18 protein-coding genes are annotated in these 17,716 nt (G+C 43.8%); 10 read left to right on the forward strand and 8 right to left on the reverse strand.

Going from position 1 to position 17,716, the window contains the following annotated elements:
• Window positions 1-758: 758 nt before the first annotated feature.
• The 4 genes from DK846_RS16980 to DK846_RS16995 are packed head-to-tail and all read right to left on the reverse strand — an operon-like array spanning window position 759 to window position 3,803.
• Window positions 759-1,985, reverse strand: coding sequence for an energy-coupling factor ABC transporter ATP-binding protein (locus DK846_RS16980; RefSeq protein ID WP_109970196.1), 1,227 nt, complete (start codon window positions 1,983-1,985; stop codon window positions 759-761).
• Entirely contained in the window at window positions 1,982-2,770 is a 789-nt protein-coding gene (gene cbiQ / locus DK846_RS16985) for a cobalt ECF transporter T component CbiQ (protein ID WP_109970197.1), read from the reverse strand. Before cbiQ ends, DK846_RS16980 begins: the two co-directional genes overlap by 4 nt.
• A 5-nt stretch (window positions 2,771-2,775) precedes the next feature.
• A complete protein-coding gene (locus tag DK846_RS16990) occupies window positions 2,776-3,084 on the reverse strand; it encodes an energy-coupling factor ABC transporter substrate-binding protein (RefSeq protein ID WP_109970228.1) in 309 nt (102 codons plus the stop codon).
• A 2-nt stretch (window positions 3,085-3,086) separates the two neighbouring features.
• Complete coding sequence (locus DK846_RS16995) at window positions 3,087-3,803, reverse strand: energy-coupling factor ABC transporter permease (protein ID WP_109970198.1); 717 nt, start codon at window positions 3,801-3,803, stop codon at window positions 3,087-3,089.
• Between the two features lie 704 nt (window positions 3,804-4,507).
• Between DK846_RS16995 and DK846_RS17000 the strand changes: the two genes are divergently transcribed.
• The 6 genes from DK846_RS17000 to DK846_RS17025 all read left to right on the forward strand — a co-directional run bounded on the left by DK846_RS17000 (window position 4,508) and on the right by DK846_RS17025 (window position 10,433).
• The gene (locus DK846_RS17000; RefSeq protein ID WP_109970199.1) at window positions 4,508-5,263 is read left to right on the forward strand and encodes a class I SAM-dependent methyltransferase; all 756 of its coding nucleotides are present in this window, start codon (window positions 4,508-4,510) and stop codon (window positions 5,261-5,263) included.
• Between the two features lie 76 nt (window positions 5,264-5,339).
• Entirely contained in the window at window positions 5,340-6,872 is a 1,533-nt protein-coding gene (locus DK846_RS17005; protein ID WP_245926600.1) for an ABC transporter substrate-binding protein, read from the forward strand.
• A 55-nt stretch (window positions 6,873-6,927) separates the two neighbouring features.
• Window positions 6,928-7,875: an ABC transporter permease gene (locus DK846_RS17010; protein WP_109970201.1), complete on the forward strand. Its 948-nt coding sequence runs from the start codon at window positions 6,928-6,930 to the stop codon at window positions 7,873-7,875.
• Window positions 7,868-8,779, forward strand: a complete 912-nt coding sequence (locus tag DK846_RS17015) for an ABC transporter permease (protein ID WP_109970202.1) — start codon at window positions 7,868-7,870, stop codon at window positions 8,777-8,779. The genes DK846_RS17010 and DK846_RS17015 overlap by 8 nt, the downstream gene beginning before the upstream one ends.
• Entirely contained in the window at window positions 8,776-9,720 is a 945-nt protein-coding gene (locus tag DK846_RS17020; protein WP_109970203.1) for an ABC transporter ATP-binding protein, read from the forward strand. Before DK846_RS17015 ends, DK846_RS17020 begins: the two co-directional genes overlap by 4 nt.
• Window positions 9,696-10,433 (forward strand): ABC transporter ATP-binding protein, encoded by a 738-nt coding sequence (locus DK846_RS17025; protein WP_109970204.1) that lies wholly within the window; start codon window positions 9,696-9,698, stop codon window positions 10,431-10,433. Before DK846_RS17020 ends, DK846_RS17025 begins: the two co-directional genes overlap by 25 nt.
• An 80-nt stretch (window positions 10,434-10,513) precedes the next feature.
• On the opposite strand, the gene DK846_RS17030 is transcribed toward DK846_RS17025, so the two are convergent.
• Window positions 10,514-11,698 (reverse strand): MFS transporter, encoded by a 1,185-nt coding sequence (locus tag DK846_RS17030; protein ID WP_109970205.1) that lies wholly within the window; start codon window positions 11,696-11,698, stop codon window positions 10,514-10,516.
• A 378-nt stretch (window positions 11,699-12,076) separates the two neighbouring features.
• On the opposite strand from DK846_RS17030, the gene DK846_RS17035 reads away from it, so the two are divergent.
• From DK846_RS17035 to DK846_RS17050, 4 genes are read left to right on the forward strand one after another with little or no spacing between them, the layout of a single operon-like run.
• Entirely contained in the window at window positions 12,077-12,490 is a 414-nt protein-coding gene (locus DK846_RS17035; RefSeq protein ID WP_245926601.1) for a formylmethanofuran dehydrogenase subunit E family protein, read from the forward strand.
• Complete coding sequence (locus DK846_RS17040) at window positions 12,487-13,233, forward strand: metal ABC transporter ATP-binding protein (RefSeq protein WP_109970207.1); 747 nt, start codon at window positions 12,487-12,489, stop codon at window positions 13,231-13,233. Before DK846_RS17035 ends, DK846_RS17040 begins: the two co-directional genes overlap by 4 nt.
• Window positions 13,233-14,063, forward strand: a complete 831-nt coding sequence (locus DK846_RS17045; protein ID WP_109970208.1) for a metal ABC transporter permease — start codon at window positions 13,233-13,235, stop codon at window positions 14,061-14,063. Before DK846_RS17040 ends, DK846_RS17045 begins: the two co-directional genes overlap by 1 nt.
• A 24-nt stretch (window positions 14,064-14,087) precedes the next feature.
• Complete coding sequence (locus tag DK846_RS17050; protein WP_109970209.1) at window positions 14,088-14,969, forward strand: metal ABC transporter substrate-binding protein; 882 nt, start codon at window positions 14,088-14,090, stop codon at window positions 14,967-14,969.
• A gap of 180 nt (window positions 14,970-15,149) precedes the next feature.
• Here the strand turns inward: DK846_RS17050 and tsaA are convergent, their stop codons facing one another.
• The 3 genes from tsaA to DK846_RS17065 all read right to left on the reverse strand — a co-directional run bounded on the left by tsaA (window position 15,150) and on the right by DK846_RS17065 (window position 17,632).
• Window positions 15,150-15,695 carry a tRNA (N6-threonylcarbamoyladenosine(37)-N6)-methyltransferase TrmO gene (gene tsaA, locus DK846_RS17055; RefSeq protein WP_109970210.1) on the reverse strand — a complete coding sequence of 182 codons (546 nt, stop codon included), beginning with the start codon at window positions 15,693-15,695 and terminating at the stop codon, window positions 15,150-15,152.
• Window positions 15,696-15,758: 63 nt separating this feature from the next.
• The gene (locus DK846_RS17060; protein ID WP_109970211.1) at window positions 15,759-16,847 is read right to left on the reverse strand and encodes an ABC transporter ATP-binding protein; all 1,089 of its coding nucleotides are present in this window, start codon (window positions 16,845-16,847) and stop codon (window positions 15,759-15,761) included.
• Window positions 16,847-17,632, reverse strand: coding sequence for an ABC transporter permease (locus DK846_RS17065; RefSeq protein ID WP_109970212.1), 786 nt, complete (start codon window positions 17,630-17,632; stop codon window positions 16,847-16,849). Before DK846_RS17065 ends, DK846_RS17060 begins: the two co-directional genes overlap by 1 nt.
• Window positions 17,633-17,716: the final 84 nt, after the last annotated feature.

A 17,716-nucleotide genomic window follows, 5' to 3' on the forward strand; every position in this document is an offset into this window, starting at 1 on the left:
TCGACATGCATCTTTCCTGAAGATGGCCGTCAAACAACTCCTCCGACATTATCCTATATATGTGCGCCGATTTGATATTGCCATTAATCTCTCTTAATATCAAAATCAGAGTAAAATGTTGACTTTAAATCTAACCGGTTGAGATAATGAACTGGCAGTACAATTTATGAATTTCTATCATGGCTTATTCCGATATCTCCGAGGATATCATGCAACCCCCCAAAAAAATAATTACTTCATCCATTTTTATATAATCAAAATGTTGCGCGTTTAACCCCCTAAATCTATGCCTATTTCAGATATATTTATTAAATCAGATTGTAATTTTGGATGGATATTGAATTTCTAAATCTTTTCATTGATAGATGGTGATACGAAGGTGAACTTTTCATATATAATCCTGGGAGATAAGCCCTTTTTGGAATTATAAGTCCCTATCACCTGTGGTTTCTTTCTGCGGGATTCGGTATATCATGTACTGGCAATCATTCCTATCAAATTCCATGGTACGCTCATGCAGAAATAAGACTCCTGATCTAACTCCAATATGGTTCTGATTCTTGTGGGCCCCTTTGGGAGTAATTCATTTCACCTGCAACTCTCTGGTATTACTGAGTTTCTGAAAAGATCTTTGGCATACTGATAGACCTGGGATTCCCGTCATCCTGTTATTGTATCCCCTTGCAACATTCCGTTCTCGGCTAAAAAAAAGAATGCGGAGTTTTTTTAATAATCCGCCGGAATATGTGAACGGTTCCTTACATCTTGGAGTTATCTGCCTTGGATACTGCCTGCTCTGAACGTACTGTCTGCGGATCCGGCTCAGAACCCTGTAGTTGAAGAACCTGTATGGATACACTACTCTCCTGGCAGTAGGAATCTACCCTTTGGCTGACCCGGTCAACCATTCTGGTAGTCGTGAGGATAAGTGAATCCTTGCCTCGTAATGCACGTAATATGCATTTATCAATCACTCCATACGTGAATTCCAGTGTCAGGTGTTCTGTTGCAGCACGTTGCTTAGCCCTTGTACCCATCGCACCAATAGCAATGATCTCCCTGGATTCCAGCCATGTTCTTATGGATACATCATCAGATCTGTCAACATTGCATACCGTTATGGTTCCGAGTTTTTTGCACTGCTGTGAATCAGTGGCAACTTTCTGGATACTGTGAATGATATCAAGAATGCTTCGTGGTTTTTTGCCTGGTTCAATGAAGCCTCTTCGCTCTAGTTCCTGTGAGAGTTCAAGAATCATGGGCATTGAGAGATGAGCCTTCCTGACATTTTTCTGATTCCCAAATGCTATCTCTGGCACATCCTCCTGGAGAATCCTTCCATCAAGCATAAGAATTGCCCGATCTGCCCAGGGATATGCCAGTTCTACATCATGAGTAGAGATAACAACGGTTTTTCCCTCCTGGTTTAACTCATCCAGAAGTTCCATGAGATCCTCAGAGCCTGCAGGATCGAGGTCACTTGTGGGTTCATCAAAGACCAGAACATCTGGGTCCATTGCAAGAATGCCTGCTATGGCTACCCGTTTCTTCTCACCACCTGACAAATGGTGAGGCGGACGCCGCTCAAACCCCTCAAGTCCTACGTGCTGGAGAGCATGAGTTACTTTCTCCCTAATCTTCTCCTCATCATAGCCCAGGTTTGCCGGACCAAAGGCTACATCCTGGTACACAGTCGGGGCAATAATCTGCCGGTCTGAATTCTGAAGCACATACCCGACTTTTTTGCGTATCATCCGAAGTGATGCAGAATCATACTGTATTGGTTCATTGCCTACCAGCATCACACCGGAAACGGGTCTGACCATTCCGTTGAACATCTGGAGAAGTGTTGACTTCCCTGCTCCATTCGGACCAACGAGTGCAATCTTCTCACCTTTGCGGACGTGAAAACTGATCCCTTTTATTACTTCAGACCCTCCGGGATACCGGTATCTGACATCGCGAGCTTCGAGTATTATATTCATGGAAACACCGTTGTGGTCAGGGTCAATGCAAGTATCCCGCAAAGGCCTGAAAGGTACACCACTACCAGAAGAAATGATGGAATTTTTACCGGTTCAGTCTGATCAAGAGAAGGAAAGACCCCGGAATAACACCGGCAGTCCATTGCATGAATGAGGTCTTCTCCTGCAGTCCAGCTTGATATAAACAGCATTCCACTGAGCATGGCAAATGAATGAATTGCCTCTTTTGGCCTGCTGTACCCAAGCCGCATCACCTGTGCCTGCCAGATCTCTACAGCCTGATCATAGATGATGAAGATAAACCGGTACATGATCATCATCATATCCACGAGTTCAATTGGTATCCTGGCTTTTTTCATTCCGTTAAAGAGGTCAGTCATCGGTGTTGTGAGTGTGATAAAAAAGAGTGATATTGAACATCCAAATACCCGGCAGAGAATTATGATACTCTCTCTGATAGCACCGGTTGTGATTGAGAGGTTCAGCCACCATACCTGTGTCTGCCATACGGCTGTGCCACCTCCGAGCATAAACAGGAGAACTACTATGCTCATTCCCACAAAAGCAGCCGGGCCAAGCAGCAGTTTACCATAAAAGAGCGGAGATAACTTCCCGGGACCGAGAAGCAGGAGACTGAGGGCAACTCCTGAGAACAGAGGAACAACCGGAGAAGGCGATATGAGACAGAGGATAAGTGATCCGAGTGCTAAAAGAAGTTTTGTACCTGGATTGATATGCCTGAACGCACTTTTCTGGGCTATAGAATCCAGGTTTGCTTCTATCATTACAATCAGTTGAGTGGGGATTTTTTTCTCTGACCAAGCCAGTATCCAAAGATAATTCCCAGAATTAATGCTCCAAAGGCACACTGAAGTGCGAAGAGGGTTGCCTCAATCTCTCCTGATGGTGGCTCATACTGGGGGATCAATGGTTTAAATGATTCAACTGATTGACCGGTGAGTTCTGAGATCTTCTCTGATCCAACATCATCTGACCCGCTGAACTCATGATCCCCCCCGGAACTTACTGAAACGAATATTGCAATAAATCCAAGGATGGCTAGGACAGTAATTATCTCCAGTTTATAATTAGATATCATGGTCATGCCTCTGTTTTTGAGGTTGAATATTCCTGTGCCCCTGCACGTGAAATTTGCTCTTCTGAGAACACATTCAGCTTGAGAAGGATCTCAGGTTTTAGTGCTACAATGTATTTGAATACAAGTGCCAGGACACATCCTTCAACGATTGAAAGTGGGATCTGGGTAACTGCAAAGATACTAAAGAATGCTCCAAATGAAGCTGCAACTCCGCCGACTGCGGCAGGATATGCAAGTGCAAGTTCTAGTGAAGTAATAATATACGTCACCATATCAGCAACAGCAGAGACGAGAAAGACCGTGACATAGATGTTGACCGACGTGTCTTTGAGGATTTTGTAGAGGGCATATCCGACAACCGGGCCACCGATAGCCATTGAGACCATGTTGGCACCCATTGTTGAGAGCCCTCCATGTGCAAGGAAAAGTGCCTGGAACAGGAGAACAATTGCACCGATGACTGAAGTGATAAAGACACCAAAGCACATGGTAGAAAGTCCGGTTCCGGTCGGATGTGAACAACTTCCTGTTACTGAAGGAAGTTTCAGGGCAGATAATATGAAAATAAATGCCCCGCAGACACCGAGAAGAGGCAGATTATCCCGGTCTTTTTTGATCATTGAACGCAGCTGAATTACTCCCAGTACAAGGAATGGAATGGCAATAATCCACCATACCAGACACCATTGCCAGGGTAGGAAACCTTCCATAATATGCATGATACAAACTCCAGATAAAATTTTCAGAACTTTACATCAAATTATTTGTCTCAATACTATTTATTTTGATCAAAAACAATTTTTGCGTTATAGATATTTTTTAATCACAAATGGATTAGGTTATTCTTTAAATTTGATTATATGGGAAAATGTATGGTTGGTTGAAACCGGTTTATGAGTAGTGTAAGGATGTGACTGCTCCAGACATCGCTGGATTTTTCATGCCAGATCTGTGGGCAGCTCCGCTCCGTATTCTTATAGCCAACATCCGGACATTCTGTTAGAACTGGATTTTGAGCGTTATATTGGATTCTTTTTCTAAGAATTACGTCTCTATAGATCTTATGGAGCGCTATTGATACTGGCAATGCCCGGCGTGTACCTGTAAGCATCATCACGAGTATGCCTCACAATTGTGCGTTCAATATTCTCGTCTGATTGATCCTGATAATTCAATTCTTCATAATACGAAATAAAAAATAGTTATTACTTATTTCTATCATCTACATCCTATTCATCAATCCATTTAAAATTGGGCTTTGAGTTTCTGCTGTACTTCTTACATCTAAATCTTTATACAATTCTCTAATATTATTAATTCTTGAATTCTTTGAAGAAAAAGATGAGAGCAGTACGAAAAACAAAATAGCAAGAATTAAAAATTCGTATGAAATAATGTAATATTGCTGGTTGGTATACTAAGTATGGATAATGAAGAAATCAAGGCAGCTATCACTGAAAGTTGGGATAGCACCTCTGGAATGTATGATTCATGTCCTGGGCACCAAATCGGAACCAAATCCGAAGAAGAAGCCTGGATGAATGAGTTACGACATGAAATCCCAAAGCCCCCATTAAAAGTACTTGATGTTGGTTGTGGAACCGGGGCGATGGGTCTTTTGTATGCCAGGATGGGATATGACGTCAGTGGAGTTGATTTGTCAGAAGCAATGATGAACCAGGCCCGTATGAAGGCCATAAGAGACAATCTTGCAATTGATCTGAAAAAGGGAGATGCAGAGAATCTTCCGTATCCTGATGAATCGTTTGATCTGATCGTTAATCGTCATCTGCTCTGGACACTTCCCCATCCCGAAGTGGCATTGTACGAATGGAGCAGGGTTTTAAAGAAAGGTGGCACTCTGCTCATCATCGATGGTGTGTGGGATGACAAACGGTTTTCCACTCAATGTAAACGCTGTTTGAGTGAGTTTTTGACATCCATTTTTGAAAATAGTGATTCACATCGTCGAACGTATAACAAAAACCTGAGGAAGGCTCTCCCTCATAATGGGGGCGTATCACAGGATACAATGCGAAGATACCTGGAAAATACTGGTTTTTCTGAAGTAACATTCCGGGATCTGATGTACATTCGCGATCTTCAGCGGGAACGAATGCCCTGGTATCGCAAAATTACGGCTGGTAAAAGTTACTACATCCTTCAGACTAAAAAATGAAAATTTGGTAAAACACATGAATTTTAAGAGTATTTTCTCAGGTTTTTTACTTATCCTGTTAATTGTTGGCGTTTTAATGAGTGGATGCACAAGCACTGATAAAAACAGTTCAAGCAATGTCTCTGTTCAGAATACCTCAAGTTCCAGTACCGACAGGTTGCTGAAATTTGGAGAACTCTGGCTCATCACAGGATATGATCCGGCAAATAACGGAGTATTCATCACTGAAAAGGCAATTGTAACCGAAAGCCTGGTAGGTGCCACTCAGGACTTCCAGTTGGTTCCCTTGCTTGCGACATCATGGAACCAGACTTCACCGACAACCTGGCGGTTTACAATCAGAGATGGAGTCAAATTCCATAATGGAAAACCGATGACGGCTCATGAGGTTAAGTTCTCGCTCGACCGGGCTGCAAACATCAGTGCACAGAACAGGCAGTTTATGGATTTCAAGTCCTGCAAGGTGATAGATGATCATACCGTTGAGATAGAGACCAATAAGCCAAATCCGATCCTGCCACATGCCCTGCATTATCCTAATATGGCAATCATCCATCCTGACTCCTTGAATGCACAGGGTAATTTTATTAAGCCTATTGGAACCGGCCCCATGGTCTTTGACTCGTTTGATCAACAGACACGGACCTTTACTGTCAAAAAGAATCCAGACTACTGGAAAGGGCCTGTAAACTTATCTGGCATGGTTATTACCGGAATTCCAGATTCAAATGCCCGTGCACTCTCTATTGAAAAGGGTGAGGTTGATTTCACGGTTGATGTTCCGATGAATGAAGTCAAACGGCTTGATGAACTCCCGGGAATCAATGTAAAGACCTACCTGACACCGAGAGTATATCGGATGGCTATAAACTTTAACAGGACTCCTTTCCAGGATAAACGTGTCCGTCAGGCAATCTCACTTGCAATTAACAGAACAGATATCGTCAACAATGTGCTCTATGGAGTAGGAGCTCCTGCAAAAGGAATCTTTATCCCACAGATGGAATGGTCAAACAAGAACCTTGATGTGCTTCCCTATGATCCGGAAAAAGCAAAATCTCTCCTCAAAGAGGCTGGATATGAGGATATCAACGGGGATGGTATTGTAGAAAAGGATGGAAAACCGTTCACCATTGATATTGTATCAGCACAGGAACGCCCGGGTCTTCCACCAATGGCTGAAACAATCGGGGCATCACTGAGAAAGATCGGAATTGATACTAAAGTCGAGGTTATGGCAAGTGCAGCATCAACTGATCGCCAGAATGCGATGAACTTTGATCTTATCATGGTTCCTGCAAATATCGCGATGATCCCTGATCCATCCTATGTCATTGAGACCTGGTACCGTTCAGATGGGTATTCGAACAGCGGAAAATATTCGAATTCAACCCTGGATGCCCTCATCGATGATGCCAAGCAGACCATTGACAAAAAAGAGCGGTATGCTAAGTTCAATGCACTTGAAGCGATGGTATATGACGAGATGATTTGCATTCCGATTGCAGATTACGGTGTCACAATTGCTCAAAAGGACTCAGTAAAAGGATATGTGTTTGATCCTACTGCTCACGACCTCAGAATGGATGCGAACATGACTGTCGGGTAAGGGAGCAGGAATTGAGATTTAATACTATTTCTCTTCCTTTTTTCCGGTGATTCTTATGCATCATTATATCGCAAAAAGGCTGTTTTTTCTGGTGCTGACTATTTTTGCAGCATCGATTCTTGCATTTCTCCTCCTTCATGCTGTTCCGGGTGGATCTGCTGAGACAATTGCAAAGCATACCCTGGTAGGCCTTGAAGATGACGTATCAGAGCAGATGATAAAGGACGTTTCTGCAAAGTATAACCTATTTGACCCTCTTTGGAAACAGTATGGAGACTGGCTGGGTGGAGTTGTACTAAAAGGAGATTTTGGAACATCGTTTGTCTATTTTGACACACCAGTTGCAAGCCTGTTATCACTTGCAATAGTACCGACCATGATCCTGGCGGGAACCAGCATGGCTCTGGTTATCTGTCTTGGAATTCCCCTAGGGATTTATTCTGCAATCCATGAGGGGAAAATAAGTGATATCATCATACGGGTCGCAACTGTTTTAAGTATCTCATTTCCGTCATTCTGGGTTGCACTTATTCTGATTCTTATCTTTTCCCTGACACTCGGCTGGTTCCCGGTGACCGGGTATGGGACTATTCAAAATCTCATTCTCCCTGCAGTGGCTCTCGCACTTCATCCTACTGCTGTGATCATCAGGATTGTCAGAACAAGTATGCTTGAGACATTGGGACAGGAGTATATCACGTATACTATTGCCAAAGGTCTCTCATTCAGGCAGATCATCTGGAATCATGCAGTAAAAAACGCACTCATCCCGGTTATTACCCTGCTGGGTCTGTACTTTGGTCATCTCCTTGCAGGGACAGTGATTATTGAGAATATTTTTGCATGGCCTGGTATTGGCAAATTACTTGTAGATGCCGTATTTTCTCATGATATTCCGGTTGTTACATCCTGTATCGTTGTCATTGTGACCATTTTTCTTTCTGTAAATCTGGGAGTTGATCTCCTATACCATGTAGTAGATCCGAGGATTCGTTATGAGTGAACAAGCCGTTGTAGTGCCAAAGGTGAAAAAATGTCCGTCTGTGCATAAAGGAATTGATACACATCAGCGACTAGTTCGGAAAATTTTCAAACGGCCTGCATTTTTAATTTCACTTGGATGTATTCTCATTCTAGTTGCCATCGCTATATGTGCATCGTTTATCGCCCCATATGATCCAAATGAAACTGATCTTCCAAATAAAAATCTGGGAATTTCTTCAACTCATGTATGGGGAACAGATTACCTGGGCAGGGATCTCTTTAGCAGAACTATCTGGGGAACCCGGACATCCCTGATTATTGCATTTACAACCGTAGGATGTGCGTTTGTTGCCGGTGTTGTAATCGGATGTATGGCGGCATTCTATGGTGGAATTGTAGATGAGACTCTTTCTCGCTGTATTGACTTATTCCTTGCTTTTCCCGGCATTATTTTCTCACTTGCCCTGTTAGGTCTTATTGGTCCGGGAATTCCGAACATAGTGCTCGCACTTACGCTCTCTCAATGGGCAGTATTTGCCAGACTTATGAGGGGCGATGTCCTCTCGATTACAAACCTCGAATATATCCAGAGTGCCAAAACCGGCGGTTTATCTAACAGTCGTATTATTCTTCGTCATCTGATTCCAAATGCAATTATGCCGGTTCTGATTCTTGCGACTCTTGAGGTTGGTTCAGTAATATTATCAACAGCAGGTCTCAGTTTCCTGGGTCTTGGCATTCCTCCGGAGATTCCTGAATGGGGATCGATGATCGGAGCAGGGAAAGAGTTTCTCCGAACTGCCCCGCTGAATGTTATTGTTCCTGGACTTGCAATCACCGCAGTTGTTATGGTGTTCAATGTCTTTGGTGAGGGACTGAGGGACATTCTTGATGTTCATGAAGAGCAGGTACTCCCCTCATGACCCTGCTTGACGTTCAGGACCTCAATGTCAGGTTTTCAACTGGAGAAGGAATTATTCATGCTTCACGGGATGTATCATTTTCACTTGATACCGGTGAAGTGCTCGGCCTGGTCGGCGAAACCGGTTCAGGTAAATCAATAATTGGTCAGGCAGTTATTCGCCTTCTTCCGTCCACTGCAGAGATTACCGGGGATATATCATTTGATGGAAAAAACCTCAATACGTTATCAGAGGCTGCGATGCATTCCCTGCGTGGGAGTTCGATATCGCTTATTCCACAAAATCCTTCAGGGGCTCTCGATCCGGTAGCACGAAATGGCGACCAGATATCAGAAATTGTAACTGGTAGATTCAAAAAAAGATCTGATATTGTAAACCGGGTTCATGTCCTCTTATCATCAGTGGGTCTTGTTCCTTCAGTCAGAATAGCAGATGAATTTCCTCATCAGCTTTCCGGAGGCATGAGGCAGCGATTGACAACAAGCATTGCAATTACAGAGAATCCCCGGCTTATCATAGCAGATGAACCTACAAAAGGACTCGATTTTCGAGCTCGGGAGATGACTGCCACTGTTCTCGCTGACATTCAGAAGCAGAATCAGTCTTCACTACTCCTGATAACTCATGATCTTGATCTGGCAGAGCAGTTATGTGCACGAATAGCCGTTGTGTATGCAGGGGAAATTGTTGAGATTAGTCCGGTATCGCGGATTTTTGCAGAACCAAGGCATCCGTATACCAGAGCTCTTATTCAGGCTATTCCAAAAAATGGACTCATCCCAATTCCAGGTCAGAGTCCAAGCTTGTTAGATCTTCCGGAAGGGTGCTCGTTTGCGGATAGATGTGAGTATTGTGCTGACATATGCAGGTTAACGCACCCTGAATTTGTATATGGAACAATGAATGGAGGTGTGCGATGTCACCACCCGTTCTCGAGTTAAAGAACATTGCAAAATCGTATGGTCATGGGGATGTTTTTGCTGACATCTCATTTTCCGTTTCAGAAGCAGAATCAATAGGTCTTTTTGGTGAGAGTGGCTGCGGAAAGACGACCCTTGGTAGATGTATCATGCAGCTTGAGAGACAGAGTGCCGGGACAATTCTTCTTGATTCGTTGGATCCTACCCGTTTGTCATCAAGAAAACGGAGAGAATCAAGGCAGTCATACCAGATGATCTTTCAGCATCCAGAAGTCTCACTCAATCCTAAAATGACTCTGGCACAAAGCGTTACAGAACTTCTGATGGTCCATAAAAAAATCTGTTTTGATGAAGCGATGGATACCATACAGCCACTCATTAACCGGGTAGGACTTCGCAATGAACATCTGGCCCGGTATCCCCATCAGCTTTCAGGAGGTGAAGTTCAACGAGCAGTTCTTGCCCGGATTTTCTCTCTCCAACCTAAATTAATAATTGCTGATGAACCGACCTCGATGCTTGATGTCTCGGTTCAGGCTCAGGTTTTACGCCTCATGAAAGAACTTCAAAATGAGACCGGAGTTGCGTATGTTTTCATTTCTCATGATCCTGACGTTATCTCTGCAATGTGTGATCGGATATTCTGGCTTTCAAAAAGGACCTGGAGATTATACGATAAATCAACGTTTATTTCTCAGGTAAAGGAGGATTATACGTCGTCAAAAAATGTATAGCAGGAGATTTCTGCAACTGAGAATCAGGCATTGATAACCTGATTCTTCTCCTCTTAAGTTATTTTTCATGTGATGGAATATCACACTGAAATCGGTTTTTCTTCCGGGTATTTGATAAATACTGCGAGTATCGGACATAGTATCGTTGGAATAATTAGCAAAAACATTGCATGTGGTAGAGATCCCATAAGGTCAGCAGCCCATCCGATGATAGCGGCACCAATACCGCCCATACCCATACATAATCCTAATGTCAGACCTGATGCAAATCCCACACTTCCGGGCAGTAACTCCTGAACCATAGTTACTGAAGTAACATAACAGAAACTGGCAAAGAATGCATACATGAATATTCCGACATACATGGCCCATCCCTGAGTGAGAAATATCATTCCGAAGAATGGGATTGCACAAACAAACCCAAGTATCAGCATTCTCTTTCGTCCGAAGCGATCTGAAAGCATACCGCCTGCGACCTGTCCTCCAACCCCTGTGAGAAGCATAATGGTAACAATCAGCGATGTTGTGACCGTGTCCATTCCATAATGGCCCAGAATCAGGAGTGTTGGAAGATAGGTGATAATCCCGATGTATGCCCATGCCCGGAGAGAGCAGAGAACGACTACAAGACCTGCTGAAGCCCACCAGAATTGTTTTCGCTCTACTATTGGTTTAGATTCAGATTTACTGCTTATACTTTCAGTTATTGCCGGAGATCTTTTTTCAATACCATAAATCCACGCGGCTCCAATAATTCCGGGAATTGCAAACCAGGTAATGCTGGAAAGCCCGAAATATGTGATAAGAATTCCGGCAATAAAGGGGGATATCGAATAACTTAGGCTCCCACTCGTAGTAAAAATTGAATTATAGAATCCGCGTTTATGCGGCGGACTAAGCCGATACACACTGTCCATTGCAGCAGGATGGAATAATGCAGTGCCAATGGCTGCTCCTGACACCAGTGCAAGCATGATGTAATAATTGCTGGTAAGTACAGCCAGTGAGATGCCAAGGCACGAGAATAGGACACAAACCGGGATACTCACACTGCGTTTTGTTCTGTCACTATACAGGCCTGATACCGGTTGAATTATCGAGGATGTTACATTAAAAACCGTGACGATGATCCCTGCCATAAGATATGAAAGGTTTAAATTTGTGATAAGAGCCGGGAGAATGATGGGGAGTATGGGAGAATACAGGTCAACGAGAAAGTGACCCCCAATGGCTGCACGCAATCTTGTATTTGTCGTAGTATCCATGTAAATGCTCGTGACGTTTGATAACAGGATGAATCAGGAGTTGATGACTGGTGTTGTGTCTTATTATTGAAATGGGTATTGTATATCCACTCGTGAATGTCGTCAGATGCTGGAAACCAGGGAGATACTGACACGTTAGTTTTGAGTTAATGCAGAATAACTTTTTTAGATGTTCAACTTTTTGCAATTTGAATCGCTATGTATCATATGCCAATGTCCAAGATATTGCCCCTCGTCTTATGTTCACTATCCAAATTATTCAATTTCATATAGAAAATTACAATTTTGATAATCGTATTCTAAATTGCATATGAATATTATTTTTGTATTATTAGAAAGATATTGATTACTATGAAGTGGCATGACCATTGTCAATATATGGAAATTCCCCGCGATTATTCAATACATGATCTGGCCCGGTTTCACGGACATCTTGGGCCCTTTATTGTGTTAGGATACCGGATGGGAAGATATGCCCTGAATGCATTAAATGCAGACCCATTTGAGCTCAAGGCACAAGTCTTCTGTAATGGAATTACTCCCCAGTCCTGTATGGCAGATGGAATTCAACTCGGAAGTGGTTGTACACTTGGGAAAGGAAATATCGAGATAATCAAGTCCGAAAGTTTGTTTGGTACGTTTTGTAAAGATGAGAAGAAGATAAAAATCACGCCGCATCCTTTGAAAACCTTGGATCAGAATGATCCTGACTATGAACTGGCCATTGAACGATATGCCCAATCCCTCTATGACCTGAAGGATGAGGAATTATTCAAGGTTGATGGCCTGTGAGTTGTGGCAAACCTGACTGCCTTATTCACCTGGAAAACGTCTGGACAACCTATGAAGGAGCAGAATGCCCGGTCATCAGGGATATCTCATTTGATATCAGGGCCGGGGAATTCGTGGTAATCGGAGGTCCAAACGGGGCAGGCAAGACAACTCTTCTTGAAGCTATCACCGGGCTTCTCCCTATTGTCCGGGGATCTGTTACTGTCTGCGGAATGGGAGTTTTAAACGAAGCAACCAGGGCTCGATGCAGTATCGGGTATGTTATTCAGAACTTTGATTTTCATCCGTTTACTCCGTATACTGTGGAGGAAGTTGTCAGAATGGGAAGGTATGGGAAAATCGGATGGTTCAGGAGAGAGACTGAAGAAGATGTTGAGGCAGCCAGGGATGCAATGCGAACCCTGCGAATTGACCACTTGAAAGATGAACTCATCGGAAAACTTTCTGGAGGTCAACAACAGAAAGTCCTCATCGCCCACAATCTGGCAAAAAAGCCATCTGTGCTTCTCCTCGATGAACCATACAGTAACCTGGATATCAGGACCCGGGATGAGGTTTCAGACATTCTCTGCCGGATCTGCGATTCTGGTGTACCGGTCATGATGGTCTCTCATGCATTTGACAGCCTTCCTGATCGTGACATCAGGGTGATTGTTATGCAGACCGGAAGATTAGTTCTGAATACTGTTTCAAAACCGGATAACGTGGCCAACCTGATTCGTTCGGTTCCGGTGGCCGGGTGATGCTTGAGTTTCTATTCCCGAATAATGTGCTCTGTCATGCAATTGAGGCGATGTTCTTTGCCTCAGTCGGCTGTGCTATCCTGAGCGTTCTGATAACCCAGATGAACATCTCCTCGATTGGGTTTACAATGTCTCATGCTGCATTTGCCGGAGGAGCAGCAGGAGTTTTCTTTGGGCTTCCCATGATGCTTTCGGCCATTGTGATGAGTATTCTAACAGCAACAGTCATGGGACCTCTCAGTTACCGGACCCGAATGCATACTGACACTACCCTTGGTGTTCTGTTTGGGACAATGATGGCCCTTGCTATATTCTTTATCTCGATGATGCAATCATCCGGGCGGGGATTTGATGCCAGTGCCCTGCTGTACGGCAACGTTATCTCCCTGTATAGAGAGGAGATTTACGGGCTGTGCGTTATCACACTGGGAATCGTTCTAATAATTTCTATCTTCAACAAAGAGATTGCTGCTATTACATTTCACCGGAAGATGGCTGAAATCAGCGGGATACATGTGCAACCAGTGTATTATCTCTGTCTATTTCTGATTGCCATCATGGTTGCACTCTGTCTTCCCATCGTTGGTGGTCTGCTTCTTTATGTCTGGCTTGTGACTCCTGCAGCGATTGCATACCAGTATTGTGGAACAATAAGGCAGATGTTTCTGGCAGCTCCCATTGTTGCTGCCATCATCAGTGTTATTGGTGCATACACCGGGGTTATGTACTCACTCCCGGTTGGACCGCTGACTGCTGTATTTTTTTCAATCATCTTTGTGGCTGCAGTGGCACTTTCACCAAAAAGAAAAGTAAATAGTCAAACATATTAACACACAATACAAAACAGTAATACTATGAAGCAGTTCATTTTAGTATGTACTGTTCTTGCACTTCTTTTTGGAGTGCCGGCAGTGTCTGCTCTTGATGTGGTGGCAACGACAAGTGTTCTCTGGGATCCAGTCAGTCAAATAGGAGGTAATGATGTACATGTCGTGTACATCGCAGATCCTACTGTATGCCCTCACCTGCAGGGAGATATTTTACCAAATTTGATCCAGAAACATGCAGATGATCTCAAATCACCAGATCTTTTCCTTGCACATAACAGTTCGATGGACACGGCAACCATGGCAGCTATTGAAAAGTTCAGGGATTCGAACGGGTATGGAAAGACGAAGTGGACTCTTCTCAAACCTGATACCGAGTGGAATACCCCTGAATCGGCAGATGCTCTTGCCGACACCGTACTTGGCTGGCTCAAGGAAGCAGATCCAAAAAATGTAACGACCTATTCAGAAAACGCAGTTAAGTATAAGGAATCCATTTCAGCAGCAGGAAATCTGACTCCGGAAGAGAAGGATGTTCTTTCAAAGAAGAATGCCATTGTGATGGCATGGCAGAAGACTCCGGTGGAAAAGTGGCTCGGAGTAAAGGTCTATGATATCTTTGCACCCGAGTTTGCATATGGTGGAAACAAGACTCCGGCAAAAGTAGTTGATTCAATCCAGAAAAACAAGGACAAAATCTACGCCCTCGATCTCGTCTCCGGTGGCGGAAAGATGTATGTTATTGAGAACATGCAGTCTGGAGAGATGGCAAAAGGGATTGAAGAAGCACTTACAGATATCGCAGTAAATGCTGATCGGGTTACTTTCACTAACTTCCCCAAGTCAGTTGACGGGGTAAATTCCATTCCTGATGTTCTTACGTATAACAAGAACCTCCTCCTGGCGTAATTAAAAAAGGGATATTCTTCTTTTTTGTTTTTTCAGTTCCAACCCAATTGGCATACACGGCTCATGAGAGAGATCTGATCACTGGTGAAATCCGGGTTATCGAATCCGGATCTAATACTGCCTTCTATATATATCATATTGGAGATGGTTTCATCTCCCTTGCAGGTAAAAAAGGTATACTTATTTTGTCGTTCGATCCCGGTTACGAAGTTCCTTTGGCGTGCAGTTCCATTCTGCAATATCATCCATATGCTTGGAATCGACCCATCCTGATTTCACCTCTTCCCGGTAATCAAACTGCTTGACATAAGGTTTGATATCAATGACCGGAGTCCCATCCAGAACATCAACCCCACCCACTTTGAGTATATTTCCATCAACCCCAAGCAGCTCCATGATTGAAAGGCCTATAGGATTAGGTCGATTAAAATGCCGGATTGCAAAGATTCCCCGTTCTTTCTCTCCGTCAAGGAATGGTTTTTGTATGAGGTTTTTGGCGGTTGCCCTGTCAAAATAATATAGCACGTAGATATGAGAGAATGATTCAATGTCTTTCAGACCATCGGCATTTTCTTCAAACACCTCAACATAACCGACAGACGGATTAAAAATTCCCTGAATCGGGGTATTATCATGTTCAGTGTGTTCAGAATGGATAACTCCGATTGGATGAAAGGTGATATCTGCATTTCTCCATTTGTTTGCGTGTTCTCGTGATAAATTCATAATTTTGTCTCCTTATTGTGTCTGGAAAAAGATTCTAAATAGTTTGTGTGATTTTTGTATCCATCAGATCATTCCTGTCATTATCTCTTCGCTGGTTTGTTCCCCGGTTGGAATGACATGAAGTGCTGACTCTTTAAAGGTAACAAATACCTCATCTCCGGGCATAAGTGAGAGTTCCTCAGAACTTGTCCTGGTTACTATGGCGATCATCCGAATCCCGGTATCGAGTACAACCCGGATAAACGGACCGGAAGGAATCAGTTCAGTTACGGTTGCCTGAAGGGTATGCCTGGCACTGGACTTGAAAGGTTGAATTGAGATGATAATATCTTCAGACCTGAGGACAGCAACTACCGGACCTCTGTGCTGCGCTGAAATTCTGATCTGAAGATCACCAAGGTTCAGGATTGAACCTGTCCCGTCCGGTATTGCTTCACCCCGGAAAATATTCTCGGTTCCACAGATCTGGGCAACATACGGAGTGCAGGGATGAGCAAAGACATCCTCCGGTTTTCCTGTCTGCACGATTGTACCATCCTGCATGATGGCTACCTTTTCAGCGAGAGCATACACATCCTCGAAATGGTGTGTGATGTGGATGATTGGGATTTTCAGGTGCTCATGTATCTTTCTGATCTCCTGCCTTAACCGTTCCCGTGTCATGGAGTCAAGAGCTGAAAGGGGTTCATCAAGGAGAAGCAGTCGGGGTTTTTGGATAAGGGCACGGGCAAGGGCTATTCGCTGAGCCTCTCCTCCTGAAAGGGTATCTGGGTTTCGATCCATAAGATGACCGATACCAAGGATACTTATCAGATCTGAAATTTTCGCCTCAGTGTCTACATTATACGCCCTTCGAATCTTTACGCTGAAAAGAATGTTCTCTTTTACAGTCAGATGGGGAAAGAGCATCAGATCCTGGTACATCATGGCAATGTTCCGATCTTTGGGTTGATCGTGTGTGATGTCATTTCCCTCAAAGAGTATTCTTCCACTGGCAGGTTTGTGAATTCCTGCAATCATCTCAAGAAGGATTGTTTTACCTGCTCCTGACGGGCCGATTATCACCCAATATTCCGGATTCTCAATATGCAGAAAGAGAGATTTGAGCTGGAAATCCCCGAGGGTAAGTGATACATTTTCAATGCGGAGCATTATATCCGGTCACTCCCTTCTGATAATCGTTCAAAGAAGAACATTGTTACTGCAGCTATTCCAAGGAGAATGCATGCCGTGGTGATGGCGATATCCAGATCTCCGGTAGCCATATTCAGGTACAGGGCAATTGGAAGTGTTTCAGAGTGCATCCGTGTTGCACCGGCAAGCATTAGAACAGCACCAAATTCTCCCATCGCTTTTGACCAGGTTATTACAAGTCCTGAAATCAGACCTGCCCGGGCCAATGGAAGAGTTACATGCCAGAAGGCCTGAAAATCAGAACATCCGAGCGTTCTTGCAATATGCTCATACCTGGGTGATATCATGGCAAATGACGATCTCATGACCCGAATCAGGTACGGGAGATTGACAAACCATTGTGCCACGATGATACCGAGCTGGGTATACACAACTGTAATCCCGAGGTCTTCAAGCCCTGTACCTATTGGAGTTCTGGCAAAAAAGAGAAGAAGTGCAACTCCGGCAACCAGTGGAGGGAGGGAGAGAGGAAGCATGAGTAGCATTATGAGGGGACGCTGACCGGAAAATCCTCCTCTGCTTAAGACATATCCGGATGGAATTGCAACAAGTGCACACAGTACAGTAGATACGACCGAAGTAATGAGAGAGAGCTGAATTGCATATCTGATCTCGGGTGATGTGAATGTCTGAATGATGCTATCCGCATTGATGAAAGTGAAGAGCCCACCAAGTACAAGAAGAGTAACTCCCCCTGAAAAAAAGGCGAGAATTGTTGTGACTGGGTAAAATATTTTATTCATCCGGATTTCCTGTCGTTCCTGGTGCCTATTTCTCACTTATTCAATCCAGGGATGATAAAAGAGAAGTGAAAAAGGAATTTGTAT

The sequence above is a fragment of the Methanospirillum lacunae genome (genome assembly GCF_003173355.1).
Classification (GTDB): Archaea; Halobacteriota; Methanomicrobia; order Methanomicrobiales; family Methanospirillaceae; genus Methanospirillum; species Methanospirillum lacunae.

Coding starts and splice junctions, on each gene's coding strand:
- DK846_RS16980 (WP_109970196.1), bottom strand. CDS start 1,985: ATGAATATAATACTCGAAGCTCGCGATGTCAGATACCGGTATCCCGGA.
- cbiQ (WP_109970197.1), bottom strand. CDS start 2,770: ATGATAGAAGCAAACCTGGATTCTATAGCCCAGAAAAGTGCGTTCAGG.
- DK846_RS16990 (WP_109970228.1), bottom strand. CDS start 3,084: ATGATATCTAATTATAAACTGGAGATAATTACTGTCCTAGCCATCCTT.
- DK846_RS16995 (WP_109970198.1), bottom strand. CDS start 3,803: ATGCATATTATGGAAGGTTTCCTACCCTGGCAATGGTGTCTGGTATGG.
- DK846_RS17000 (WP_109970199.1), top strand. CDS start 4,508: ATGGATAATGAAGAAATCAAGGCAGCTATCACTGAAAGTTGGGATAGC.
- DK846_RS17005 (WP_245926600.1), top strand. CDS start 5,340: ATGAGTGGATGCACAAGCACTGATAAAAACAGTTCAAGCAATGTCTCT.
- DK846_RS17010 (WP_109970201.1), top strand. CDS start 6,928: ATGCATCATTATATCGCAAAAAGGCTGTTTTTTCTGGTGCTGACTATT.
- DK846_RS17015 (WP_109970202.1), top strand. CDS start 7,868: ATGAGTGAACAAGCCGTTGTAGTGCCAAAGGTGAAAAAATGTCCGTCT.
- DK846_RS17020 (WP_109970203.1), top strand. CDS start 8,776: ATGACCCTGCTTGACGTTCAGGACCTCAATGTCAGGTTTTCAACTGGA.
- DK846_RS17025 (WP_109970204.1), top strand. CDS start 9,696: ATGTCACCACCCGTTCTCGAGTTAAAGAACATTGCAAAATCGTATGGT.
- DK846_RS17030 (WP_109970205.1), bottom strand. CDS start 11,698: ATGGATACTACGACAAATACAAGATTGCGTGCAGCCATTGGGGGTCAC.
- DK846_RS17035 (WP_245926601.1), top strand. CDS start 12,077: ATGGAAATTCCCCGCGATTATTCAATACATGATCTGGCCCGGTTTCAC.
- DK846_RS17045 (WP_109970208.1), top strand. CDS start 13,233: ATGCTTGAGTTTCTATTCCCGAATAATGTGCTCTGTCATGCAATTGAG.
- DK846_RS17050 (WP_109970209.1), top strand. CDS start 14,088: ATGAAGCAGTTCATTTTAGTATGTACTGTTCTTGCACTTCTTTTTGGA.
- tsaA (WP_109970210.1), bottom strand. CDS start 15,695: ATGAATTTATCACGAGAACACGCAAACAAATGGAGAAATGCAGATATC.
- DK846_RS17060 (WP_109970211.1), bottom strand. CDS start 16,847: ATGCTCCGCATTGAAAATGTATCACTTACCCTCGGGGATTTCCAGCTC.
- DK846_RS17065 (WP_109970212.1), bottom strand. CDS start 17,632: ATGAATAAAATATTTTACCCAGTCACAACAATTCTCGCCTTTTTTTCA.